Consider the following 23,594-nt stretch of genomic DNA (forward strand, 5'->3'; position numbering starts at 1 on the left):
GTTAACCTTGCTCAGCTTTTGACAACTTAAGGAATAGCATGCGAGTAATACTGTCAGCCTTTTTGCTGCTGATGTCATTTAACACAGTAGCTAAAGACTGCGTTGTGTTATTGCATGGCTTGGCAAGCAGCGCTAGTGCATTGGAAACCATGCAGCAGGCACTTGATGCAGCGGGCTACCATAGCGTGAATGTCGATTACCCCTCACGCGAGCATGCCATTGAAGTTTTAGCACCAATGGCTATTGCGCCAGCCCTTGCACAGTGTCGCGCAAAGCAAAGCCGTGTTATTCATTTTGTTACCCATTCTATGGGCGGTATTTTGCTTCGCCAGTATACGCGATATAACGTTATTGCCGATTTAGGCCGGGTAGTAATGATGGGGCCGCCCAATCAGGGCAGCCAGGTGGTCGATAATTTAAAAGATGTACCAGGTTTTGAAGCGTTTAATGGCCCGGCTGGTATGCAGCTTGGTACCGGCGCGCAAGATATCCCCAAGCAATTGGGGCCGGTAAGTTTCGAATTGGGGGTTATTGCCGGCACCAGCTCTATCAACCTAATACTATCAACGTTTTTGCCTAACCCGGATGATGGCAAGGTGTCGGTTGAAAACACCAAAGTAGAAGGCATGTGTGCACTGGTGACGGTGGATATATCGCACCCGTTTTTGATGAAACGGCAACAGGTTATTGACCAGGTGCTACATTTTTTAAGCAGCGGTAGCTTTTTCGGCGACAACGCACAGCAGTTTGCTTGTCCTGCGCAGATAAAGCTTAAAACGAGTACGGTTTAAATTCTTTAGTAAATTTAATCGGCTGTTCGCAGGTTATATAATGGTTCTATTTTTTGTTTTTTCTTTTTAACTCAGCCACCAAGGTTTTTTCTTCTTCAACTAGCCGTTGCTTAATTACCCAAAGTTTTTGCTGGTACGCCAGCATGGCTGCAAACTTATCACTGTGGACGAGTATGCAAAAGATACTACCTATCACTACGGGCAGCGCCAGAAAGACTTTTTCAGGCAATTGTCCGGAATAGGTTGGTATTTCAAGAAAAAAAAAGCCAAATATCGATATCAGAGTGCAAACAAGCGCAAACTTTTTAAAATAGGCTAAATGGTCCTTCTTACCCATGACCATATCCTGAAATGGAAAGGTGTAAGCCAAAACCACAAATGCAGCAACCGGAATCAATATGAAAAAATAGTGTTCAACCACGTTTACTGCATTGGCTAAACCAATAATGCTTATTAGGAAATAAAAAAAGTACAGTGCTGCAGCACAGCTTGACATCATGCCTGTTATACCTGCAGGCATGCCATGACTTAGGAAATGGGGGGCAAACAAGCGGATATACTCCGGCCCGAGCTCGTGTTTTACCGTTTCAACCAGACGGTGTTGTAATTGGCTGTGTCGGTTAATCATTATTGCTCCGCATCTGTCGACGTATAAACGCCTACAGCCAGATATTTAATGCTGCCACCAGTGGCGCTTCCACCGAAATTGAGTATGCCAGCGACGGCATCTTTAATCCGCACCCTTAACGCATCATTTATTTGTATTTGTTGATAACGCTTAGGGTACATGTTGGCATTGATCATACGTTTTAATGCGTTATTTGAATGTGCTAAGGCCGGATGGTTTAGTTTTACAATTTCCAGTGTCAACCTTTTACGCTCATGCCGGTTGAGGTTGTGCAAAAATTTATCCGGGCTAATACCACTGGCTTTTTTCAGATGATGGTAATTCTTTATCAAGCTGGCACCAGAATGCAACGCCATACCAACAGAAATAGTATCCAGCGCCAGCGTACTGTATTTATACCAATCCTTGTCATAAAGCGCTTTGCTTGCGTTTTAACTCTTGATTTCGATACAGCGAAGGGAGTAATGCAGATTGCATGAGTAACATCCTTATTAGGTTTTGATTTTAGCATCTCAAAGATCCTATAAGAGAAATGATTTAATGTAAATTAAATGATTCATTGATGTATAATTTGTTTCAGACTGAAGCGCTGGTTACACAGGCAAAGTCAGCCTGAAATATTTTGGCTAGGCATTAACGTAAATCTGTAAATTTCAATCGGAGCAGGAGGGGCCTTGCAGCAAAGAACTAAAGCCATACTTTCAGGGATAGGCTTGGCTATTTTTTCCATATTGATGATTGGCCTGATGCTCTGGCTTTTTTCGTTGCAACTCGAAAGCCAGCTTGAAGCCATTTATAGCGGCAGACAACTTATCGTTATAAGTGGATCTGATGCTTATGCTCCAGGTATAGTAGTGTTTCTTGTGCTAATGCTGCTATTTAGTATTAGATCTACATTCTACTTAATTCGCAGCAAACAACCCTCAGTAAAAGGCCAACGGTTCGTCAAGGCGTTTTCGACAGCAATGCTGGTAAGCTTTGCTTTTGTTTTTATTTTTAAGTATCTGATTAATAGCTATTTTGAGTCTAAAATTGTTGATGTGGGGTATCAACCTTGCCCCGCAACCACCTTGATGTTCACCCGCGTTACTTACAGTGCCTGGACATTAAATCCTGCCTTGTGTTTCGACGCTGACGTTAAGCGAATTGTGCAGCGTGGTGTCTGGGATGAGTCAAAACAAGTTGAGCAAATGCTGCAGCAAAGGGAAAGGCAGCAGGAAGCACGACGCCAGTTTTTACTACAGGAAGAGAAAATAAAACAGCAGCGTGCGCAACGAGCCGCAGAAGCAGAGCAGAATTAGTGCGGTTTGGTAATCTATACTGAGACGCATCAGTGTGCTGCGCACTAAACTTTCCGGTACACCAACACCTCATAAGGGCGCAATATTGCGCCCTTAGTTTTTGCAGCAAACAAAGTCCTAGCTTGGTTAATTTTTTCAGAAAATGCCAATAGATATATGCCACAACACAATCGTATCTCTTGAAAAATTGCTAATTTTCTAAGGTTGGCTAAGGTTAATAAAAAGTTAATAATATTCGCTGGCAACATGCTTGCGTTTACAATAGTCGCTTTTAACACAAGATAATCTTGCAATGAGTATCTTAAGGGATACAATGTGATGATAAAGAAAATTAAAGCAACTGAGCAGTTCAGTCACTGGCTGGATAGCTTAAAAGATATTCAGGGCAGAGCACGCATTCAAGCCCGTATACAGCGCTTGGCGTCTGGTAACCCTGGTGTTTATCGTAATTTAAAGCCTGGTTTGTCAGAGCTGAAAATTGATGTTGGGCCAGGGTACAGGGTGTATTACACGCAGCGGCACAATGTGCTGATCATTCTGTTGTGTGGCGGTGATAAAGCGAGCCAGCGTACTGATATCGAATTAGCGTATCAATTAGTAAACAACCTTGAGGTGTAATATGAGCATAAAACTGCAAGATTACGATGTAGCAGAGCATCTGCGTACACCAGAGGAAATGGCGGCGTACCTTGAAGCCTCTATTGCTGAATGCGATGGTGATGCCAGCTTTGTTGCTAAAGCATTGGGGGATATTGCCCGTGCCAAAGGCATGGCAACCTTATCGCGCGACACCGGCCTAGGTCGCGAGAGTTTATACAAAGCCTTGTCTGCAGACGGTAACCCGCAGTTAAGCACAGTACTGAAAGTTGCCAAAGCACTTGGCTTGCAATTCAGCGTAAAGCCAGCGGCATAGCCGCCACGCCAAAACAACCTAGGGGGCGCATTATTGCGGCCTTTATTTTTGTAGCAAATAAAGCCTTGACCAATATAGCCATTCGCCTGATATGGCATCAGAGGTTAAAACGTAATTAATTGTCTCAACGTTACTTTGGCGTTTATTTTCCACAGCTAGCATTTTGGCAGCGCCAAACTTTCGTCGTTGATTTGTCAGTGTTAGTCTGAGTACTCCATTTCATCTTTGCTCCGCAAAGTTCACATAACCTAAAGTCTCTTTCCTTTTTGATTTTGTAATCAATAACCTTGTAGGTAGGATCGTCGTGGTTGTATTGTTTTATGCCGCCAATGGTGTATCGAAATTTAAAGAGCTTTTCATAAAGCGACGGAACAGTCAGAAAGACCTTGAATTTCTTGTCATCTACCTTTTTATTCAGGTCAAAGAAAATAGGTATTAGGCACATGAAGTAAAAAACAACAGAAAAAAACACTAAAATTGAACCAGTTGATGATGGTTCGCCCGTTATTCCGTAGTGTTTGCTGCAGCAAGCGAGCAAGTACTTATCTTTTTGCACTAAATCACTGCTTTGCTGAAATGCTTGCGAAATACTGCCCTGCGCCAGGTAGCCGCCGTGTTGTAAAAACTTATTAAAATCTCTTCTTTGATGTTCCAAAGCAACATTGGCTACCCTTACTTCTTCTGCTTTATCCTTTTCGCCACCAAGTAAGTAGTCATCAGCTATATACAAAAAAATAGTGTCTTTGCTGTTATTGCCTGATCTAACAAGCCCGCCATAGTATGCGGCTATATTTTCTTTGTTTTTGTATTTTGCATAGCTTGAGTAGCGATAGTAAAAAAAGCTTTCTTGACTAACTAATTCAGATTCTCCTCTGTAAAAGAAGTACTTATTAGCTGGCCGCTTTTTAACCTCATTTAGATTTTTTATGCTTATTACGCTTTTCCCCGCGTTAAAACGTTCAAGTGCAATACCCAGCAAAATACCTGACGACATAGTAAGTAAAATAAAAAAGCCGAAGCTGGTTCGCTTTGGCCGAACGCGCTTAGTGTTTTTAGTTGGTTTCCGTTCAATAAGGTCCGGTAAGCGCATAGTAGTAAATCGGAACAAAACACCGACTAATAATGCTAAGCTTGCAATTAATACAATTCCAGCATCACTTCTGTGTATGAAGTTTGAAAGGTAATCAATAATTTCTATGTAATGCTTAGCTATTCCTGCAACTACTGAAATAACCACCAGTGATAAAAACATATACGGTAGTAAACAGTACCTAATGACAGGGTTGTAATTGTAATCCTTCACAGCATAGTTCCGTAATTTGCTAATTTTGTTGGGGAAAATTTATACCAGCGCGATAATGAACGTTAGTGTGGTACTTTTCAATTATTTCGCCTGTTTATGTTTATGTTTGTGTTTTGTAAATTTATGTTTTTTAACTCATGCAAGCCACCATTCGCCTTTCCCCATTACTCCTTGTATAATACGCGCCCTTGTTACTCTCAGGCGTGCAATTTATGACCACAGCTTCATCCGTTAATCTTCGAAAGTCTGCACCTGTCGCACGGATGGCGCCTGAGCGTGATTTATTCTCTTATCCGAAATACTGGGCCGAGTGCTATGGCACGGCGCCATTTTTGCCTATGTCGCGCGCCGAGATGGATACGCTTGGCTGGGATAGCTGCGATGTTATTTTGGTTGTAGGCGATGCCTACGTAGACCACCCCAGCTTTGGTATGGCCGTAGTAGGGCGCATGTTAGAAGCGCAGGGTTTTCGGGTGGGTATTATTTCGCAGCCCGATTGGCACAGCAAAGACGACTTTATGCGCCTGGGCAAGCCGAACCTGTTTTATGGTGTGTCGGCCGGCAATATGGATTCGATGATAAACCGCTACACTGCGGATAAAAAGCTGCGCCACGATGATGCCTATACCGCCGGTGATATTGGCGGCAAACGGCCGGACCGGGCGGTTACGGTATATACCCAGCGCTGCAAAGAAGCCTATAAAGATGTGCCGGTGATTATTGGTGGTATTGAAGCCAGCTTACGCCGTATTGCCCATTATGATTACTGGTCAGAGAAAATACGCCGTTCGGTCATTTTTGATGCCAAGGCCGATATTCTTATTTATGGCAATGCCGAGCGGCCTTTGGTCGAAGTGGCGCACCGTATTGCTTCGGGCGTGCCGGTAAACGAGATACAAGATGTTCGCGGTACGGCCGTTATTCGCAAAGAGCCATTACCTGGCTGGCGCGGCGTAGACTCTACCGCGATAGATAAAATTGGCAAAATTGACCCGATATACAACCCTTATGGTGCCGATGATGTGGGTTGCAGCAGCTACTCTGAGTTTGCTAAAGCCGGTATCGATTTAACCAAGCCACAAGAGGTTGAGGCCAAACCTATTATGGTGCAACCACCACGGCAAAAACCGTGGGAGCAAACCTACGTAAAACTGCCAGCGTTTGAACAAGTGAGTGTTAACAAGCCGTTGTATGCGCATGCCTCGCGTATTTTGCACCAGGAAACTAACCCGGGCTGTGCCCGCGCAATAATGCAGCGCCATGGCGACCGGCATTTGTGGGTAAACCCACCGGCGTTTCCGCTTAGCACGGAAGAGATGGATTTAGTGTTTGGCCTGCCGTATCAGCGTGTACCGCATCCGGTATATGGCAAAGATAAAATTCCCGCTTACGAGATGATTAAAACCTCGGTGAATATCATGCGCGGCTGCTTTGGTGGCTGCTCGTTCTGTTCTATTACCGAGCATGAAGGCCGTGTTATTCAAAGTCGCTCGAAAGAGTCGATAATGCAAGAGATTAAGGATATTCGCGACAAAGTGCCGGGTTTTACCGGCGTGATATCCGATCTTGGTGGCCCTACAGCCAATATGTACCGCTTAAATTGTAAAAACCCTAAAGCCGAGCAAACCTGTCGTAGGCCAAGTTGTGTGTACCCCACCATTTGCGAGCATATGGACACCGACCAAAGCCCAACGGTAGAGCTGTATCGCGAAGCGCGTAATTTGCCCGGCATTAAAAAAGTACTGGTTGCCTCCGGCGTACGTTACGACTTAGCGGTAGAAGACCCGAATTATGTGCGCGAGCTGGTGCAGCACCATGTTGGCGGCTATTTAAAAATAGCGCCTGAGCATACCGAAGAAGGCCCGTTATCGAAGATGATGAAGCCGGGTATGGGTGCCTATGACAAGTTTAAAGAAATGTTCGACCGCTTTAGCAAAGAAGCCGGTAAAGAGCAGTTTTTAATTCCGTACTTTATTGCGGCGCACCCAGGCACCACCGATATGGACATGGTTAACCTGGCGTTATGGCTGAAAGAGCGTGATTTTAAACTGGATCAGGTACAAAACTTTTACCCCAGCCCAATGGCAAATGCGACCACCATTTACCACACGGAAATGAACTCGCTGAAAAATATTAATAAAGCGAATTCAGAAGTAGTACCGGTGCCCAAAGGTGAACGTCAGCGCCGCTTGCACAAGGCCATACTGCGCTACCACGACCCCAAAGGCTGGCCGCAAATTCGCGAAGCGCTGATTAAAATGGGTTTAAAGCACCTGATTGGCCGCAGCAAAGGCTGTTTAGTGCCAGAAGAAAGCCGCGACGAGCAGTTTAAAAAGCCAGGCAAAGGTGGCAAACCTGCACTTAGCCGCCACACCGGGTTAAACCCAGCGGCCAGTGCTATAGCTAAAACCGGTAAAAAGCCGTTTGCAGCAAAGCCCAGTGCTAAAAAGGGGGCGAAGCCAGCCGCTAACGACAGTAGCGGTGGGACAGTCAATAGCGGAAAACCGCAGGCTAAAGCCGGTGGTAAAACCCCATCCCGGTCTAAAAGCTAATGCAAAGGCTGTTTTTCAGCCTTAAATTCTCCCATGCGCAGCAACAACAGTTGCTGCTGTATCAGCAACAAGCACTGGCGATATGCCCTGACGCTAAAGCTGTAGCTAGCGGCAACCTGCACTTAACACTGTTTTTCTTAGGCCAGACAGATAGCGAACAGCAACAGCGGCTGATTAGCGCCGCAGGGCGTATTAAATTAGCCCAATTTAGTATCACGCTGGATACTTTAAGCTGTTTTAACAAGCCGAAAATTTTGTATTTGGCGCCGTCGCAGCTACCCGACGCGCTGTTGCAGTTACAGCAGCAAGTGTCAGAGTGTTGTCACGCAGAAGGTTTTAGCGATATTCATGATAAATACCGGCCGCATATTACGCTGGCTAGGCAGGCAAGGTATTCATGGCAATTTAAGCAGAGGGTAGCGCCGTTAATGCTGGATGTAAGTGAGTTTGCGCTTTATTTATCCGACAATATAAATGGCAAGGTGCGTTATAGCCCCTTGCACATTTATCGCCTTGGTTTGGTTTAACGCTTAAAAGCCCGTTTCAAACTGCGCGGTAGCTTGTAAGATCTCATAAGTGCCATCAGTATATAAAACGGTAGCTTTACCTACATGGTAGCTATAAGGTGGAATTGCTTTAGTGCAGCTGGTTGCGCTAGTACTGCAGCCGGTAGTACGCTCAGACCAAATAACTGAAGAAACGGGTTTTTGAATACCCACAATACGCCAGATAGCATTGTTTGGCTTTCTATCTAATGTATATTCGAAACTTGAACATTCTCCGGTTGACCACTGATCATAATTCGCTGTATCAACCATACATTCCATTTGCGCAGCCATAGTAAAACCAGATGCCATTAAAAGACCCAGAGCAGTAAGAATTTTTTTCATTGTTTTTCCTTATTGATATTTTTGTCTTGGTTGTTTTGCTTAACGCTGTAACAGTCAATAATGGAATTAAAATTGGGTCAAATGATAAATCTGCATCATTAAATTATCATTAAATTATCATTTTGTTTTTTGAATTGCCGTGCTGGCTGTATACTGCAGTGTGATAGCAAATGTACTTAAGAATGCTGATGTAACCCTTGTTTAGGCGTTAGTGCTTAAGCGAGGTAATACAAACTGTTATAGTTCATGCTCGATTAATTTTCGCCGCTTATACTCGCTGAAGCCTTTCGCTTACAAGGATTAGTTATGCCTGCCTCCGGGTCATTGTTATACAAAATATTTGGGTCTGTTCAGTGGGTCGCTCCTGTCTGGTTGGCACAACTTAGGAAAAATGCACAGCAGCGGCCTACAAAGTTTTGGGGGATAATTGTGGCAATGCTGGCGCTGGTTGGTAGTGCTGTTGGAGGCTATTACTACTATCAACAACTGCCTAAACCGTTGCGAATAATAGCAACAGTGACCAACCCAGAAGTAGGGCATTATCAGGACGATGTAGAGCAACCAACCTTACTCCGCTTAAAATTTAACTACGACATGCGCAACCAGCCACAACGGCAACCTGTACTGGCGCCGTTATCCGCCGCGCGGCTGGATTTAATTGGCGAAGTGTTAACCGAGGGTGTAAGTATTACACCAGACATTGCCGGCAAGTGGCTGTGGCAGGATGACAACACACTAACTTTTACACCAGAGCAGGCTTGGCCGGCGGGCAGTCGTTTTGATGTGAAGCTGGATAAACGTATTTTTGCGGTAGGTATGCGGTTGTCGGAATTTGAATACACAGTTAATACTGCGCCTTTAACAGTAAACATTAACCAACTTCGTTTTTATCAGCACCCAACTGAGCAAGCCACGCGTCAAATCGTTGCGACATTAAAATTTAGCCATCCAGTTGATATTGACAGTGTTAAAGCACAAATGTCGCTGATAATGCGCCCAGATGGTGGTGAGGTGAGTAGCAAAGGTCAACCACTGGCATTTGAATTAAGCGCCGATAAAACCGGCCGCGAGCTCTACGTGCAATCAATTGCGCTTACCTTGCCAGAGCGAGAACAGTACTTAACCTTGTCGTTAAAGCGCGGTATTAAGGCGCGATTGGGCAAGGGCACAACAGAGAATGACATTGCCCAGCAATTATTGGTACCGGATCAAACCAGTTTTTTAAAGGTAGACGAGCTGCGTACCGATATTGTTCGTACACCTGAGCAAGAACCCGAGCAAATGTTGTTGCTGAGTTTTACCGATCGCATTAGCCGCACGGAATTACAAAACAAACTTAAATTATATGTGCTGCCTAAGCATCCAAAACGTAATTCTAATTATTGGGCGCCGGGAGAGGTAAACAATAGCGTATTGCAGCAAGCTAATTTGCATAGTTTTGAGCTGATGCCAACCCCGGAGCAGCATAATAACGCCTTTAGCATTAAACTGGATTTACCACCAGGCCAAAGTGTATTTGTGAGTGTCGCTAAGGGCCTGCAGTCGGTTAGTGATTTTAGCTTAGCTAGCGAATACCGTGCTGTGGTTAAGGCACCTAAGTACCCGCAAGAAGCCCGCATTATGGGTGAAGGCGCTATGCTAACATTAAGCGGTGAGCAGACGTTGCAATTGCTAAGCCGCGGTGTAAAAGGCGTTCGGGTAAAGCTGCACAAATTGTTGCCACAGCAGCTAAACCACTTTATCAGCCAAACCAGTGGTGATATTAGCCAGCCACACTTTTTTAACTACAACTTTGATGAAAGCAACATCAGCAGCCTGTATGAAAAAACCTTTTCTTTGGCAAGCAGCCACGCCAAACAGGCTAATTATCTGTCATTATCATTGCAACCCTATCTGGCTAAAGCCGGTATGGGGGTGTTTTTTATTCAATTGTCTGAATTTGACCCGGCACGGCCAAAACAACAAGGCCGTGAGTTAGATAAGCGAGTCGTGCTAGTGACTGATTTAGGGCTATTGGTAAAACATAATGCGGATACAACGCAGCAGGTTTTTGTCATGTCTACAGCCAATGGTAAGCCTGTTGCCGGTGCGAAGGTAGCACTGTTGGGGAAAAACGGCGTGGCGGTGCAAAACGGCACCACCGATGCAAATGGCAGTGTCAAACTGGGCAAGACGAATGGCTTTGTGCGTGAGCGTCAACCGGTAGTGTATTTAGTAAGCCGCACCAGTAATGGCGTAACGGATAGCAGCTTTATTCCGTATGACCGCTACAGCCGGCAGTTGGATTACTCTAAATTTAATACCAGTGGCCGCTATCAGAGTGATCAAAGTGAAAAGGGTTTAAGCGCCTATATGTTTAGCGATAGGGGTATTTACCGCCCCGGTGAACAGGTGCAACTGGCGGCGATAATTCGCCATAACGATTTATCGTTAGCAGAGCAAAAACTACCGCTAAAAATTCACGTGCAGGGACCGCGCGGTACAACCTTTTGGCAGCAAAATTTTCAATTGAGTGGTCGTGGTATGCACAGTTTTAGTGTGGACACGCAAGCCAACAGTGACACCGGTAACTATCATGCCAATATTAGCTTGCTCGATACTAAAGGCAATACCACACGGCATTTGGGTTCAGTAAGTTTTGCTGTGGAAGAATTTCAACCCGATACGTTAAAAATTAGCAGTCGCTTTAACCAAAACATTTCGGCGACGGTAGCCCAGGGCTGGTTATCACCGGAAAATTTAGTTGCCCTGGTGCAGTTAGACAACCTGTTTGGCACCCCAGCACAGCAGCGCAAAGTAACGGCTAAATTTGAGCTGATCCCAACCCACTTTAACTTTAGTGAATACCCGGATTATCGCTTTCTCGCGCCACAAAGCGAGCAAGTTAACCGGGCCAGTGTGCGACAGAGCCTGGATGAGCAGCAAACCGACGCTGACGGTAAAGCCAGTTTTAACCTGCCGTTATCGCAATATAGCGGCGGTACTTATCGTCTTCTATTAACAACGGAGGGTTTCGACGGTGGCGGTGGCAGAAGTGTACAAAGCAGGCATAGTGCTTTGCTATCACCGTTAAACGAGTTGGTCGGCATAAAAACTGATGGTGAGCTGAGCTACCTGAAAAAACAACAAAGCCGTAATGTGGAATTTATTGCCGTTAATAATGCGTTAGCGCAAATTGCGCTAGAGGAATTAACGCTGAAGCTGGTTGAAAAGCGGCCGCTGTCTAGCCTGGTTAAGCAGAACGATGGTACCTATCAGTACCAGAGCATAGTACAGCAGATTAATGTGAGTGAAACGCCGTTTAGTATCGCGGCACAGGGCAGCACCTATGCATTCCCAACTGACACCGCCGGTGATTATGAGTTGCTGCTGCAAAAGGGTGAACAGTTATTAGGCAGCATTGCGTTTAGTGTAATAGGTGCCGGTAATATCAGTGCCATGCTGGAAAAAAATGCCGCGCTTAACGTTCGGCTGGATAAAACGGATTACAAAGCCGGTGACCGTATAGAGCTGAATATTACTGCGCCCTATACCGGTACTGGTTTAATTAGCATTGAAACTGACAAAGTGCATGCCTTTAGCTGGTTTACTGCCGACACCACCAGCAGTATTCAGCATATTCAGTTGCCTGAGGGGATTGAAGGCAATGCGTATATCAATGTGAGCTTTGTGCGCGGAGCCGACTCTGATGCGCTGTTTGTTAGCCCGCTAAGCTATGCTGTGGTGCCATTTAATATTGACCGCAGTAAACGTCAGCTAGATATTAGCCTGGTAGCGCCACAAGAAGTTCGGCCGGGTAAACCCTTCACGCTAGGCTATAAAACCGACCAACCCGCTGATTTACTGTTGTATGGTGTTGATGAAGGCATTTTACAGGTGGCGGGGTATCAGCTGCCGGATCCGTTGTCGCATTATTTGCAAAAACGGGCATTGCAGGTACGCAGCTTGCAAATGCTGGATTTAATTTTACCAGAATTCAGTGCGTTACAGCGTCAGTTGGCTGGCGTGGGCGGTGATGCTGAGCGAAGGGCAATGGCCGCAGCGATGCTGGACAGTAACTTAAACCCCTTTGCGCGCAAGGCCGATCAACCCGGAGTATTTTGGTTAGGCATCGTAAAAGCCGGCCCAGAGTTAGCTTCTGGGCAGGTCACTGTTCCCGCTAGCTTCAGTGGCAATTTGAAATTAATGGCGGTAGCGGTAAGTGATGCCGCGTTATCGGCCACCAGTAAAGATGTGCGGGTACGCGGCCCCTTCGTATTAACACCGGATGTGCTCACCAGTGCAGCCCCCGGTGATGAGTTTGATGTGAGTGTGTCTGTGGCTAACGGTGTAAAAGGCTCAGGTAAAGATGCCGCGATCAGAGTTCAGTTAACCTTGCCCGATAGCCTAAGTGCTGTGGGGGCAACTGAGCAGGTACTTAATATCAGCGAAAACAGTGAACAAAGCGCGCGCTTTAGGCTAAAAGCGGGTGATAAGCCCGTTGAAGCCAGCCTGAGCTTTAGCGCTACGTATCAGCAAGGTGAGCTAATAGAAGATGCCAGTCGTGATATTAGCCTGAGTATTCGTCCGGCCAGTGATTACCACACTACGCTGCAGGCAGGGTTTGCGGATAAGGGGCCGGTGACATTAGATACACGTTATCCGTTGTATACTGAGTTTGCGCAGCAGCATGTTATTGCCTCGGCTAATCCGCTGGTGCTGGCTGAAAGCTTTACCGATTATCTCTCACACTACCCACACGGTTGTACCGAGCAGGTGGTGTCGCAGGTATTCCCCTGGATAGGGCTTGTGCAGCAGCCAGCGTATCAAGCGCAGTGGCCAATGCTAAATGAAAAATTTGCCGTGTTAATACAAAAATTGGCTGAGCGCCAGCAAAGTGACGGCGGTTTCAGTTTTTGGCCGGGTGGCTACAGCAGTGGAGACTTCCCCAGCATTTATGTGATGCACTTTTTGCTGGCCGCGCGGGAGCAAGGGCTGGCAGTACCCGATTATTTGTATCAACAAGGCATAGAATATTTGCGTAATGTTGCCAGGCAAAGTGGAGCTAATTTGTATCAGGCACGCTTGCGCGCCAATGCAATTTACCTGTTAACCCGCAGCGGTGAAGTGACTACCAATTATCTGGTGGAATTGCACGAACGCCTGGAAAAACAGCATAAGCAAGGCTGGCAGGGCGACATTACTGCTATTTATATGGCCGCCAGTTATCAGTTATTACAAAAGCCGGAATTAGCCCGTGGTTTGTTATCGGGGTATCGTTTGGGCAAGCCTTCAACATTGCAAAGCAGCTATTTGGCACAAGTTACTCTGCCGTTACCGCCATTTGCTAACCCGGCTTTTCAGTCACAACTTAGCTTGGATGCACAGTATGTATATTTACTGGCCAGCCATTTTGCTGAACAAGCCAACGCATTGAATGGAAGAGACATACTAGATTTATTGCAGCCGGTATTTAAAGGCGAGTACAACACTATTGGCTCGGCATATACTGTACTGGCATTGTCAGCTTACGGCCAGCTTCAGCCGGACTCAGTGGCTGTAGCCCCTAAGTTTTATCAACTTGATGACAAAGGGCAGCGTACTGCACTGTCAAAGGCGGATAACGCCAATGCCATACCGCGCGCCGTCTTTACTACGAGCGCTGAGAAAATACTGCTTGAAAGCCAACAGCAGCTGTTTTACGCCATAAGCGAAAGTGGTTATGCCAAGCAGCCGGCAACCAAAGTGCAAGCGCAGCAATTGGAAGTCGTGCGGGATTATTTAGACGCAGACGGCAATAGCGTTACCCACGCCAAGCAAGGTGAAGAGCTTACTGTGCGCTTGCGACTGCGTAGTTTAACAACGGGCTGGCACAGCAATATTGCCGTGGTAGATTTATTACCAGCAGGCTTTGCTGTAGTGCGTAGTTCTGTACCGCGTCAACATGGGCGTTGGCGCGCCGACTATGTCGATATTCGTGAAGACAGGGTGGTGTATTACGCCAGTTTTGGTCCGCAGATGACAGAGCTGCGTTATCAGGTAAAAGTCACGGCGGCCGGCGACTTTATAATACCCATGGCATCAGCACAGTCGATGTACGATCTCTCAGTTTATGCCAGTACCGCAGTAGGACGCTTTGTGGTGAATGCGGCAGATACTGACTAAGCCGGACTGTGAAAGTGGCAGATAAAAGGCGATTAAGCGTTTGGCAATGGCGGCCACTGGCAGTGGCGGGGACACTTGTACTGTTGCCGCTGTTAATGCTGATACTGTCGCCAAAGCCAACACTTTATAGCGGCTATCAGCAAAGTAGTGCATATTTTTCGGCTGAAGGGGAATTGTTAAGTCTGAGGTTAGCTGGCGATCAACGTTACCGCTTACGAGTACCTCTGGCAGATATTGCTCCGGCATTGCAACAGGCCACGCTGTTATATGAGGACAGGCAGTTTTATCGTCATTTTGGTGTCGACCTCAGCGCGGTGGGCCGGGCCTTCTGGCAAGGTGTTATTAAAGGGGGCAGACGACAAGGCGCATCAACACTGAGCATGCAATTAGCGCGGCTGCACTTTAAACTGAATACCAGCACCATGGGCGGTAAGCTGCAGCAGCTGGTGTATGCGCTTTATCTGGAACGACATTTTTCGAAAGATGACATCCTCGAAGCTTACTTCAATTACGCCCCTTACGGCGGCAACATTGAAGGTGTGGCCGCGGCCAGCTTGATTTACTTTGGCAAAGAAGCAAGCCGTTTAACGGTAGCCGAAGCGCTGGCGCTTAGCGTGATCCCTCAAAACCCGAACCAGCGTAGCCCGTTAAGCACAGCAGGTGAACAGCAACTGGAACTGGCGCGTCAGCGCTTAGTGACATTGTGGTTACAGCAGTATCCGGTGGCAGAGCAAAGTATGGCACAACGTTTAAGCTTGCCGCTGCAGTTTAATAACCGAGCCGATTTAGCCTACGATGCGCCGCATTTTATTAACCAGCTACAAGTGCAGGGGCTAACAGAAGGGCGTTTTTACACCAGCTTGCAGCAAAAGACTCAGCAGCAAATTCAGCGAGGTGTAGCAGGGTATTTGCGTCGCAACAGTGATAAAGGCTTTACCAATGCCAGTGTGCTGTTGGTTAAACGCAGCACCATGCAGATACAAGCCTGGCTGGGCTCAGCCGATTTTTATAATACGGCTATTTCGGGCCAGGTTGATGGTGTTACGGCGCTGCGCTCACCGGGCTCGGCACTAAAGCCATTTGTGTATGCTTTGGCCTTGCAACAGGGCGTTATTCATCCGCAAAGTTTGCTAAATGATCTGCCGCGCCGTTATGGTAGTTTTAACCCGGAAAACTTTGACCGGCGCTTTGTCGGCCCGGTAAATGCCACGGAAGCGCTGATCAACAGCCGTAATGTACCCGCAGTACAATTACAGGCCAGCCTTACCAAGCCGGATTTTTATCACTGGTTAAAGCAAGCACAAGTGCCGCTGCAATATAAGCCAGAACACTATGGCTTGGCGTTAGTATTGGGGGGTATGGAGCTGAGCATGCAGCATCTGGTGCAGTTGTATGCCATGCTGGGTAATGGCGGCAACTGGCAAACTATGCAATGGCAAGCACAGCCGGTAACGGCTGCTACACAAGCGTTGTTATCACCTGAAGCGGCGTTTTTAACCCTGGATATGCTGCGACAACATACTAAACCTCAAACGGCTTTACTGACTGAATTGATAGACACTGCTCCGGTAGCGTGGAAAACCGGTACCTCTTATGCGTTTCGTGATGCCTGGGCGATAGGGCTTAGTGGTGACTATGTTTTAGCCGTGTGGTTGGGTAATTTTGATGGCAGCTCTAACCCTAACCTGGTCGGGCGCGCCGCTGCCGGCCCGTTATTATTTGAATTGTTAGCCCTGTTGCCACGCGATGTTGCGGCAGAAAAGCAACTATTTACCGCCGATAATAGTCTTAACCTCAAGCAAATAGCCTTGTGTAGTCGCAGTGGTGAGCTGCCAAATAAATACTGCCCGCAAACACAGCCGGGTTGGTTTATTCCCGGGGTGTCGCCAATTAGCGTGTCAAATGTACACCGGGCTATACCGATATACGTTGATACCGGTCTAAGAGCGTGCCGACATTCGCCGCCGCAAACAGCACTAAAAGTGTTTGAATTCTGGCCGTCTGATATCGCAGAGGCTTACCAGCAGGCGGGTATCTTACTGACCTTACCGCCACCGTATCAGGATGCGTGCGGTTCAGGGGTGTTATTATCGCAACAAGCGCCGCAAATTCGATCGCCTCAGCCAGGTTTAACCTATCAGCTGGGTAAACATGCCGATCAGCAAAAAATTGCCCTGCAGGCTAGCTTTGATGGTGCAGTTACCCAAGTACATTGGTTTATTGATAACCGCTACCTTGGCGTTGCAGCGCCTGGTGAAACCGTATTTTGGCATGCCGAAGCCGGTGAGTTTCAGCTTAGAGTCGTAGATGATTTAGGCGGTGTAGCGACTCAGCGTTTACAGGTACAGTAGCCGGTGGGTGCTTATAGGCGTTTGCTAGGGTAAAATACCCTTGATTGTTAAATGTTTGCGGATAACCTATGCACTGCGCCCACTTCGACGCGAAACGCTGCCTGTCATGCCACTGGCTGAGTAAACCCTATGCAGCACAATTAAGTGAAAAGCAGCAACAGCTGATATCCTTATTGGCACCTTTCAATACACCTGAGCTGTTGGCTCCGGTTGCAAGTAGCGAGCAAGGCTTTCGCTACAAAGCGAAAATGGTGGTGCTGGGCACGGTAGATGCGCCAATGCTGGGCATTATTAATGCGCAAGGCGAAGCGGTTGATTTAGCCGACTGCCCGCTGTATCCAGCCGCTTTCGCACCGGTGTTTGCGCTATGCAAAGCCTTTATTTCCCGCGCTAAGCTTACGCCTTACGATATTGCCAGCCGCCGTGGCGAGCTTAAGTTTATTCTGCTGAGCCAAAGCCTGCACAGAGGCCGTTTTATGTTGCGCTTTGTGTTGCGCTCTAAAAACTGCTTAGCGTCGATACAAAAACATTTACCCTGGTTAATACAACAACTCCCAGAGCTTGCAGTGTGTTCCGTTAATTTACAGCCCTTGCCTGCCGCAGTACTGGAAGGCGAAGAAGAAATTTTACTGACTAAGCAAAGTGTTTTAGCTGAGCAGTTAAACCAGATCCCGCTGTATTTACAGCCACAGAGTTTTTTTCAGACTCAGCCGGCCATGGCGGCTTCGCTCTACCAAACGGCGGCAGACTGGGCGATCGAACTGCAACAACAGCAGGGCCAGTTTAAGCATATTTGGGATCTATTTTGTGGTGTCGGTGGTTTTGGTTTGCATCTGGTTAGCCCTGAGCAGCAGCTTACCGGCATTGAAATTGCGCCAAAAGCGATTGCCAGTGCCACGCGTTCGGCAGCCGAACTTGGTTTAACCAAAGTAAACTTTCAGGCACTGGATTCTACAGCCTTTGCTAAAGCCGCAGAACGTGCCCCCGATTTATTGGTGGTTAACCCACCTCGGCGCGGGCTGGGAAAGCCGTTGTGTCAGGATATTGAACGCTTAGCACCTGCCTGGTTATTGTACTCCAGTTGTAATGCTCAAACTCTGGCCCAGGACTTGTCGCAGCTTTCAAACTACTCGTTAGTGAAAGTGCAGCTATTTGATATGTTCGCCCACAGTAGTCACTACGAGGTGTTAACCTTGCTGAAAAAGTTGGATTAAAGCTTAATGCTGATCAACTATGCAGAATCGGTTTGCCCTAAACTCACCGTTTCAGCCCTGGACGGGCTGAAACGAGCCCCCATGGATGGGTTTACGGCGTGTTAGTGTGGGCAAGCCGATGGCAAATTAAACCTTAACTGACTGGCATTAGGCTTAACGCCGGCCTACCAGTATGCCTATAATTACTTGGCTGTGCTAAAACATCTTCAGTTTAATGCCAGCTTAGTTAGCTCTGGTTTATCCAACTAACGTTTCTTTTTGTTTAATAGTCCCTTTATCACATAGTATCGCCGCTAAGCTGGTTGACTTATCAGTGCTTTTGGCTGAACTTAACCTTTCTAAACGCGATTTTCACTAACGGGAACTGCTATGCTACTTCAAGTGCAACATTCGCTAGTGCTACTAATTGATATGCAGCAAAAGCTGGCGCCGGCTATTTTTGAGCACAAAGACGTTGAGCAGGCGGCTGCATGGGTGCTGCAGGTGGCACTGCAACTAGAAGTACCGGTGTGGGCGACAGAGCAGTATCCGCAGGGCATAGGTGCCACACTGCCTGCATTGGCAGAGCTGATACCCGAGGCGCAGGTGCTGCAAAAAATGCACTTTAGTGCGCTAAAAGAAGCGCATATTGCCAGTAGCCTGGCCTGTACAGAGCGTAAGCAAGTTGTCGTGCTGGGCATTGAAGCCCATGTTTGTGTGCTGCAATCGGTACTGGATTTACTGGCACTGGGCTATCAGGTGTTTGTGGTGGCAGAAGCTGTAGGCTCGCGCACTGTACAAAACAAACAATTGGCACTTAGCCGCATGCAACAAGCCGGCGCCCAAATTATCAGCAAAGAAATGCTGGCCTTTGAATGGTTAGAATGCTGCGGCACCGATACATTTCGTCAAATTAGCAAAGGCTGGATCCGATAATGTGGCGTGTTGTTTTATTGCTATTACTGGCTTTACCGTTACAAGCTAACAACCTGATTGAGCAGCAATTACCCGATTTTTATCAGCAACTTATACCACAGCATCGCTACCCGCTTAGCTGGAATAAGGCGCAGTTTAGCGATATTAACCAGTGGCGTGTAAAGGGCCGAGCTGCGCTGCGCGAAGCATTACTCTGGCCAGATGACAATAGTGATTTTGCCGCCAAACTGCTAAAAACCGAAGCGCGAGAGGGCTATAGCGCACAGCTTTGGTCAATACAATTAACGGCGCAAAGCCGGGTGCAGCTTATGCTGCTTCAGCCCGAGGACACCAAACCGGCACCTGCCGTGTTACTGCTGCATGATCATGGTGCCCGTTTTGACATTGGCAAAGAAAAACTGATCAAACCTTTTGCAACCGACGAGCGCTTAAGTTCTGCGCAGCAATGGGCAGATAAATATTTTAGCGGCAACTATATTGGCGACGCTCTGGCTAAACAAGGTTATTTGGTTATTGCCACTGACACCTTAGGGTGGAGCAATAGAGGGCCAATAGAATTTAGTGCGCAGCAGGCGCTGGCGAGCAATATGTTTATGCTTGGCCGCTCTTTAGCGGGTATGGCGGCTTACGAAGACTTGCGACTGGTGCAGTTTTTAAAGCAATTGCCACAAGCCGACAGCAAGCGTCTTGCGGTGCTGGGATTTTCCATGGGGGCTTTTCGTGCCTGGCAATTGGCGGCGTTAACGGACGATATTAAGGCAGGCGTTGCAATAGCTTGGCTGAATAGCTATCAGCATTTATTAACGCCCGGTAATAATATTCTTAAAGGACAATCGGCGTTTTATATGTTGCATCCGGGCTTGGCGGCAAAATTAGACATTCCAGACATTGCTGCGCTGGCAGCACCCAAAGCCATGTTGTTTATTAACGGCGGCAAGGACAAGCTGATGCCGCAAGCTGGCGTAGAACAGGCCTATCGGCAATTGGCTGCGGTGTGGCAGGCGCATGGCGCAGCAGATAAACTTAGCACCCGGTTATATCCACAGTTCAGCCACGAGTTTAATGCCCAGCAGCAGCAACAGGCGTTTAACTGGTTGGCGGCTCAGTTAGCCAAATAATTAAGTCATATACTGACTTATTCCGGCACCAATTGATTTACCTGAAACTCACAACTATCGCTTAGCAGTGGGCTTAATTCAGTTAAGGCCTGTTTCATATTGGTTGTCAGGGTGTAAGGCGGGTTAACCACCAACATACCGCTACCGGTCATACCAAAGCCATCGCTGTCAGGCAGTGGGCACAGTTCAATTCGCAGCATATCTTTAATGCCGGTAGCGACGAGGGCATTAATAAAGGCTTCTACCGCACTGCGTTCAATAACCGGATACCATATGGCATAGGTTGCCTGCGGAAACCGCTGATAGGCGCTTTGCAAACCGGCTACCACATCCTGATATTCGGTTTTTAGCTCATAGGGTGGGTCTATTAAAATCAGGCCACGTTTATGTAACGGTGGCAGCATGGCTTTAAAGCCTGCCCATGCATCCATATGCTCAATACGGCTATGACGTCGCCGCACAAACTGGCTGGCCAAAATAGGATGGTCTGTTGGATGTAGCTCGGTAGCCTGAATACTGTCGCTGTTACGCAGCATCATGGTAGCAATTTTCGGTGAGCCAGGGTAAAACGCCAATTCATCATTGCTATTGAGTTGTTTAATCAGCTCGATATAACGCGCCAAAGCCGGGCTCGCCGCTTGATATTGCCACAATTTGCCAATACCGGTTTGATACTCACCGGTTTTTTGTGCCTGCTCAGCTAATACGCTATAAAGCCCAGCACCAGCATGGCTGTCGTGGTAGCAAAACGGCTTATCTTTTTGCAGCAGGTAATCCAGAATGGCCACCTGAACCAGGTGTTTAACCACATCGGCATGATTACCAGCATGATAACTGTGGCGATAACTAAGCATAAACAAGGCCCGTAGCAGCAAATTCAAAGGCCGACAGCATACTGCGCACGCAGAAAAACACAAGTATTGTTGCCGTACAGCCAGTAATTCCTACCCCGATTGTTAATGAGTTTTTGCCAAATAAAATAATTCATTTAAACTTTATGCCTAATCTTTTCGACTAAAGTCAGCCTTTTGCATTAATGGAATGATAAATGAAGTATTATTCGCGGTTACTTTTGTCCTGTTTACTAAGTTTTTGGGTTTGTCAGGCGCAGGCCGAATTGGATTCAGCGTCGTCATTGTCTCTTTCTGTAGACAAACAATTAGTAAAAAATGCCAATCGGTTTGGCGTGGTTGGTCAATCTGTTTTAATTCTTAAAAATCATCATCCGATATATCGTGGCGTGCAGGGCTATGCCAACAAAGAGCTTGCCGTTAAAGTGACCCCCGAGCATATATTCCCCAGCTATTCCGTTGCCAAACTGTTTACCAGTGTATTGGTAATGCAACTTGAGCAAAGTGGTGAGGTTGACTTGCAGCACTCCATTCGCGACTACCTCGATGACTTACCCCAAAGCTGGCAAAACGTCACCGTTGCGCATTTGTTGAACCATACATCTGGCGTGCCTCGCTATTTTGATGCGGTTATGCAGCGAGGCTCATTCCTTGCTGATAAAAAGGCTGTTTACTCGTCGTTGGAACAGGCCCCGGCCCATTTTAAAATGGGCACTGAAAATCGCTACAACAACACAAATTTCTTGTTACTGGCCTCTCTGTTAGAGCTAAAAACAAAAAAATCGTACAAACAACTTGTTGATGACGTTATCGTTAAACCGTTGGGTTTGCAAAACACGGGGCACGCTAGTGCCAGAGCCGTTAGGCATAACATGGTTAGTAGCTACCAAGGCGCTAATGGCGTCATTATAAAAAACCTGGACATTGACTGGCCTGAATACTCTTTTGCCCACTCGGCACTGTATTCAACACCTGAAGATCTGGCGACATTTATCACGGCGTTAATTAAAGGCAAGTTTGTAAAACCCCAGTTATTGAAAACGTACTTTAACCCGATGATGTTATCAGACGGCACTGCAGGGACTTATGCGTTTGGTTTTGAGTACTCTGTAGAAGATAATTTTATTCGTGTCGGGCACGATGGCGGCAATAGAGTAAAGCTGCGACATTACTATAATGTTGAAAATGCTGCCGATAATTACACGCTGGTGTATATGACCAACGGCAATGCTAATGACGTATGGACAGATGTTTTAGCAGATAGCGTAATGTCGGTTATTGCGCCTGAAGCATTCAAAATGGCAACGTTGAAAGAGCAATTTGTTGAGGCTGCATTAGCGAATAATATTCGCCTAATGAACGATGTCTATGACGCTGTCAAAGCGATGAAGGGCAACGATATGGCTGCCGTTGAGCAGTTTTTGCTTTATCGGGCTTATTCTCTAAGGTATGGCAGTGGCGTGGCGTCTTCCGTAGGCGCATTTGAATTTCTGGTTCAGAAATTTCCTGCGTCGGAGAATGCGCAACAAAGCCTGAATCAGATCAAACAATTGTTAACTGAATAGAAGTGACAGGCGAAAGCGGCTCAGCTTAACGCCGAGCAGATAAATAAAAATATTCTTTATAGGTTTTTGTTTTCAGGTTTTTATTTATAGGTTTAGCCACTTTAAATAAGTAACAAAAACCATATAAACCGATGCAACACAGCCTACATAATTCAGTGTTTTTATACTGGCTTTAATCTGTGTTGAGCGCAGCTTGGGTTGAAGATAAACACTATAACTGATAAAAAACAGCCCAAACAAATAAGGAAACCAATAGGCCAGCACGGAGGGTTTATAAAAATATGCCGCGATATAAAGTGGTTTACTTAGCAGCCAGAATACCAGCCAGTGAGCCCCCAGCCAAAATGCGTACAAAATTGCCGCCAGGATTACCTGTGTAAGTAAACCGGCAATGGCAGATACCCAAAGCGAAAAGGGTTCTGCAGCATTGCCAGCAGATGGTTGTGTTTCTGTTTGTTGCGATGGTCTTAATTGCAGCAACATCATCAAGACCATCACGGGGGTGAAAGTATTAAGCAGGTACATCCACCAGCTTACGGTTAGGTCCATCAAATTACCTCCGCCAGTAACCACTGTACGTGAGCTAAGGTCAGCAATAATGAAGAGATAAATATAAAGGGCGCAAAGATAAAACCGGCTATATTCCCCTCCATGCCATTGCGTGAGGCCAAAGTACCAAGTGTTATCGCGGTTACTACATAAGCAATAAGCCACCGCCAACCCGGTTGTACCAGCGTGATATCTAAAGCCGTTAATGGCGTACTAGCTAGTGGCAGAAGCACCAGTAGTTTAAAAGCAATAAAGGTGATACTGGCGATAACACAAAACCCAAGATATACCGCAAGGTTTATGCGCTGGCAGTTGCCACCAAGATCGTAAAAAGGCTTAAGCTTGAGATGGTGCAGCACGCCGTCTTCAGAAAAAACCACAAAATACGCCAGCAAAATTAGCGGGTTTAAAAACGTATAAGGTATTAAATTAAGCAGTTTAATGGTGTCCATACCAGCCTATTCCGGCTGGTGCAGAATTTTTCTGGCCAGCCTTAGTAGCAACAAATT

Annotated in this window: 19 protein-coding genes; 12 read left to right on the plus strand and 7 right to left on the minus strand. The window is 46.7% G+C overall.

Features of this window, described 5'->3' with window-relative positions; genetic code table 11:
- Positions 1-38 precede the first annotated feature (38 nt).
- Positions 39-791 carry an esterase/lipase family protein gene (locus H595_RS23305; RefSeq protein ID WP_051220043.1) on the plus strand — a complete coding sequence of 251 codons (753 nt, stop codon included), beginning with the start codon at positions 39-41 and terminating at the stop codon, positions 789-791.
- Between the two features lie 46 nt (positions 792-837).
- Here the strand turns inward: H595_RS23305 and H595_RS0120895 are convergent, their stop codons facing one another.
- Positions 838-1,419 carry a hypothetical protein gene (locus H595_RS0120895; protein ID WP_027672863.1) on the minus strand — a complete coding sequence of 194 codons (582 nt, stop codon included), beginning with the start codon at positions 1,417-1,419 and terminating at the stop codon, positions 838-840.
- On the minus strand, positions 1,419-1,751 hold the full coding sequence (locus tag H595_RS23310; RefSeq protein ID WP_156886056.1) for a hypothetical protein: 333 nt from the start codon (positions 1,749-1,751) through the stop codon (positions 1,419-1,421). The genes H595_RS0120895 and H595_RS23310 overlap by 1 nt, the downstream gene beginning before the upstream one ends.
- A gap of 342 nt (positions 1,752-2,093) precedes the next feature.
- On the opposite strand from H595_RS23310, the gene H595_RS0120905 reads away from it, so the two are divergent.
- The 3 genes from H595_RS0120905 to H595_RS0120920 all read left to right on the plus strand — a co-directional run bounded on the left by H595_RS0120905 (position 2,094) and on the right by H595_RS0120920 (position 3,633).
- A complete protein-coding gene (locus tag H595_RS0120905; protein WP_156886057.1) occupies positions 2,094-2,720 on the plus strand; it encodes a hypothetical protein in 627 nt (208 codons plus the stop codon).
- A 318-nt stretch (positions 2,721-3,038) separates the two neighbouring features.
- A complete protein-coding gene (locus tag H595_RS0120915) occupies positions 3,039-3,338 on the plus strand; it encodes a type II toxin-antitoxin system RelE/ParE family toxin (protein WP_037055763.1) in 300 nt (99 codons plus the stop codon).
- 1 nt (position 3,339) lies between these two features.
- Positions 3,340-3,633 (plus strand): addiction module antidote protein, encoded by a 294-nt coding sequence (locus H595_RS0120920; protein ID WP_027672867.1) that lies wholly within the window; start codon positions 3,340-3,342, stop codon positions 3,631-3,633.
- A 142-nt stretch (positions 3,634-3,775) separates the two neighbouring features.
- On the opposite strand, the gene H595_RS0120925 is transcribed toward H595_RS0120920, so the two are convergent.
- Complete coding sequence (locus H595_RS0120925) at positions 3,776-4,936, minus strand: hypothetical protein (protein ID WP_156886058.1); 1,161 nt, start codon at positions 4,934-4,936, stop codon at positions 3,776-3,778.
- 263 nt (positions 4,937-5,199) lie between these two features.
- On the opposite strand from H595_RS0120925, the gene H595_RS23315 reads away from it, so the two are divergent.
- Both H595_RS23315 and thpR read left to right on the plus strand, forming a co-directional pair.
- On the plus strand, positions 5,200-7,488 hold the full coding sequence (locus H595_RS23315; protein ID WP_037055786.1) for a YgiQ family radical SAM protein: 2,289 nt from the start codon (positions 5,200-5,202) through the stop codon (positions 7,486-7,488).
- Positions 7,488-8,015 (plus strand): RNA 2',3'-cyclic phosphodiesterase, encoded by a 528-nt coding sequence (gene thpR, locus H595_RS0120935; protein WP_027672869.1) that lies wholly within the window; start codon positions 7,488-7,490, stop codon positions 8,013-8,015. The genes H595_RS23315 and thpR overlap by 1 nt, the downstream gene beginning before the upstream one ends.
- Before the next feature lie 3 nt (positions 8,016-8,018).
- On the opposite strand, the gene H595_RS0120940 is transcribed toward thpR, so the two are convergent.
- On the minus strand, positions 8,019-8,378 hold the full coding sequence (locus H595_RS0120940) for a hypothetical protein (RefSeq protein ID WP_027672870.1): 360 nt from the start codon (positions 8,376-8,378) through the stop codon (positions 8,019-8,021).
- A 306-nt stretch (positions 8,379-8,684) separates the two neighbouring features.
- Between H595_RS0120940 and H595_RS0120945 the strand changes: the two genes are divergently transcribed.
- The 5 genes from H595_RS0120945 to H595_RS0120965 all read left to right on the plus strand — a co-directional run bounded on the left by H595_RS0120945 (position 8,685) and on the right by H595_RS0120965 (position 20,120).
- The gene (locus H595_RS0120945) at positions 8,685-14,522 is read left to right on the plus strand and encodes an alpha-2-macroglobulin (protein WP_027672871.1); all 5,838 of its coding nucleotides are present in this window, start codon (positions 8,685-8,687) and stop codon (positions 14,520-14,522) included.
- Between the two features lie 14 nt (positions 14,523-14,536).
- On the plus strand, positions 14,537-16,873 hold the full coding sequence (gene pbpC, locus H595_RS0120950; protein WP_027672872.1) for a penicillin-binding protein 1C: 2,337 nt from the start codon (positions 14,537-14,539) through the stop codon (positions 16,871-16,873).
- 68 nt (positions 16,874-16,941) lie between these two features.
- Positions 16,942-18,087 carry a 23S rRNA (uracil(747)-C(5))-methyltransferase RlmC gene (rlmC, locus tag H595_RS0120955; RefSeq protein WP_027672873.1) on the plus strand — a complete coding sequence of 382 codons (1,146 nt, stop codon included), beginning with the start codon at positions 16,942-16,944 and terminating at the stop codon, positions 18,085-18,087.
- A gap of 369 nt (positions 18,088-18,456) precedes the next feature.
- The gene (locus tag H595_RS0120960) at positions 18,457-19,002 is read left to right on the plus strand and encodes a hydrolase (RefSeq protein ID WP_027672874.1); all 546 of its coding nucleotides are present in this window, start codon (positions 18,457-18,459) and stop codon (positions 19,000-19,002) included.
- Positions 19,002-20,120, plus strand: a complete 1,119-nt coding sequence (locus H595_RS0120965) for a dienelactone hydrolase family protein (protein ID WP_037055766.1) — start codon at positions 19,002-19,004, stop codon at positions 20,118-20,120. The genes H595_RS0120960 and H595_RS0120965 overlap by 1 nt, the downstream gene beginning before the upstream one ends.
- Positions 20,121-20,137: 17 nt before the next feature.
- On the opposite strand, the gene H595_RS0120970 is transcribed toward H595_RS0120965, so the two are convergent.
- Positions 20,138-20,974 carry a 23S rRNA (adenine(2030)-N(6))-methyltransferase RlmJ gene (locus H595_RS0120970; protein WP_027672876.1) on the minus strand — a complete coding sequence of 279 codons (837 nt, stop codon included), beginning with the start codon at positions 20,972-20,974 and terminating at the stop codon, positions 20,138-20,140.
- 194 nt (positions 20,975-21,168) lie between these two features.
- Here H595_RS0120970 and H595_RS0120975 point away from each other — a divergent pair, with 194 nt between their 5' ends.
- A complete protein-coding gene (locus H595_RS0120975; protein ID WP_027672877.1) occupies positions 21,169-22,536 on the plus strand; it encodes a serine hydrolase domain-containing protein in 1,368 nt (455 codons plus the stop codon).
- Positions 22,537-22,620: 84 nt separating this feature from the next.
- On the opposite strand, the gene H595_RS0120980 is transcribed toward H595_RS0120975, so the two are convergent.
- Complete coding sequence (locus tag H595_RS0120980; RefSeq protein WP_027672878.1) at positions 22,621-23,085, minus strand: hypothetical protein; 465 nt, start codon at positions 23,083-23,085, stop codon at positions 22,621-22,623.
- Complete coding sequence (locus tag H595_RS0120985) at positions 23,085-23,537, minus strand: hypothetical protein (protein ID WP_027672879.1); 453 nt, start codon at positions 23,535-23,537, stop codon at positions 23,085-23,087. The genes H595_RS0120980 and H595_RS0120985 overlap by 1 nt, the downstream gene beginning before the upstream one ends.
- Positions 23,538-23,594 lie beyond the last annotated feature (57 nt).

It is taken from the genome of Rheinheimera baltica DSM 14885 (assembly GCF_000425345.1).
Classification (GTDB): domain Bacteria; phylum Pseudomonadota; class Gammaproteobacteria; order Enterobacterales; family Alteromonadaceae; genus Alishewanella; species Alishewanella baltica.

What these genes read in the sequence shown, in the direction of transcription:
- H595_RS0120970 (WP_027672876.1), bottom strand. Translation starts at nt 20,974, where the DNA reads ATGCTTAGTTATCGCCACAGTTATCATGCTGGTAATCATGCCGATGTG.
- H595_RS0120895 (WP_027672863.1), bottom strand. Translation starts at nt 1,419, where the DNA reads ATGATTAACCGACACAGCCAATTACAACACCGTCTGGTTGAAACGGTA.
- H595_RS0120985 (WP_027672879.1), bottom strand. Translation starts at nt 23,537, where the DNA reads ATGGACACCATTAAACTGCTTAATTTAATACCTTATACGTTTTTAAAC.
- H595_RS0120945 (WP_027672871.1), top strand. Translation starts at nt 8,685, where the DNA reads ATGCCTGCCTCCGGGTCATTGTTATACAAAATATTTGGGTCTGTTCAG.
- H595_RS0120965 (WP_037055766.1), top strand. Translation starts at nt 19,002, where the DNA reads ATGTGGCGTGTTGTTTTATTGCTATTACTGGCTTTACCGTTACAAGCT.
- H595_RS0120975 (WP_027672877.1), top strand. Translation starts at nt 21,169, where the DNA reads ATGAAGTATTATTCGCGGTTACTTTTGTCCTGTTTACTAAGTTTTTGG.
- H595_RS0120960 (WP_027672874.1), top strand. Translation starts at nt 18,457, where the DNA reads ATGCTACTTCAAGTGCAACATTCGCTAGTGCTACTAATTGATATGCAG.
- H595_RS0120915 (WP_037055763.1), top strand. Translation starts at nt 3,039, where the DNA reads ATGATAAAGAAAATTAAAGCAACTGAGCAGTTCAGTCACTGGCTGGAT.
- H595_RS0120940 (WP_027672870.1), bottom strand. Translation starts at nt 8,378, where the DNA reads ATGAAAAAAATTCTTACTGCTCTGGGTCTTTTAATGGCATCTGGTTTT.
- rlmC (WP_027672873.1), top strand. Translation starts at nt 16,942, where the DNA reads ATGCACTGCGCCCACTTCGACGCGAAACGCTGCCTGTCATGCCACTGG.
- thpR (WP_027672869.1), top strand. Translation starts at nt 7,488, where the DNA reads ATGCAAAGGCTGTTTTTCAGCCTTAAATTCTCCCATGCGCAGCAACAA.
- H595_RS0120920 (WP_027672867.1), top strand. Translation starts at nt 3,340, where the DNA reads ATGAGCATAAAACTGCAAGATTACGATGTAGCAGAGCATCTGCGTACA.
- H595_RS0120980 (WP_027672878.1), bottom strand. Translation starts at nt 23,085, where the DNA reads ATGGACCTAACCGTAAGCTGGTGGATGTACCTGCTTAATACTTTCACC.
- H595_RS23315 (WP_037055786.1), top strand. Translation starts at nt 5,200, where the DNA reads ATGGCGCCTGAGCGTGATTTATTCTCTTATCCGAAATACTGGGCCGAG.
- H595_RS23305 (WP_051220043.1), top strand. Translation starts at nt 39, where the DNA reads ATGCGAGTAATACTGTCAGCCTTTTTGCTGCTGATGTCATTTAACACA.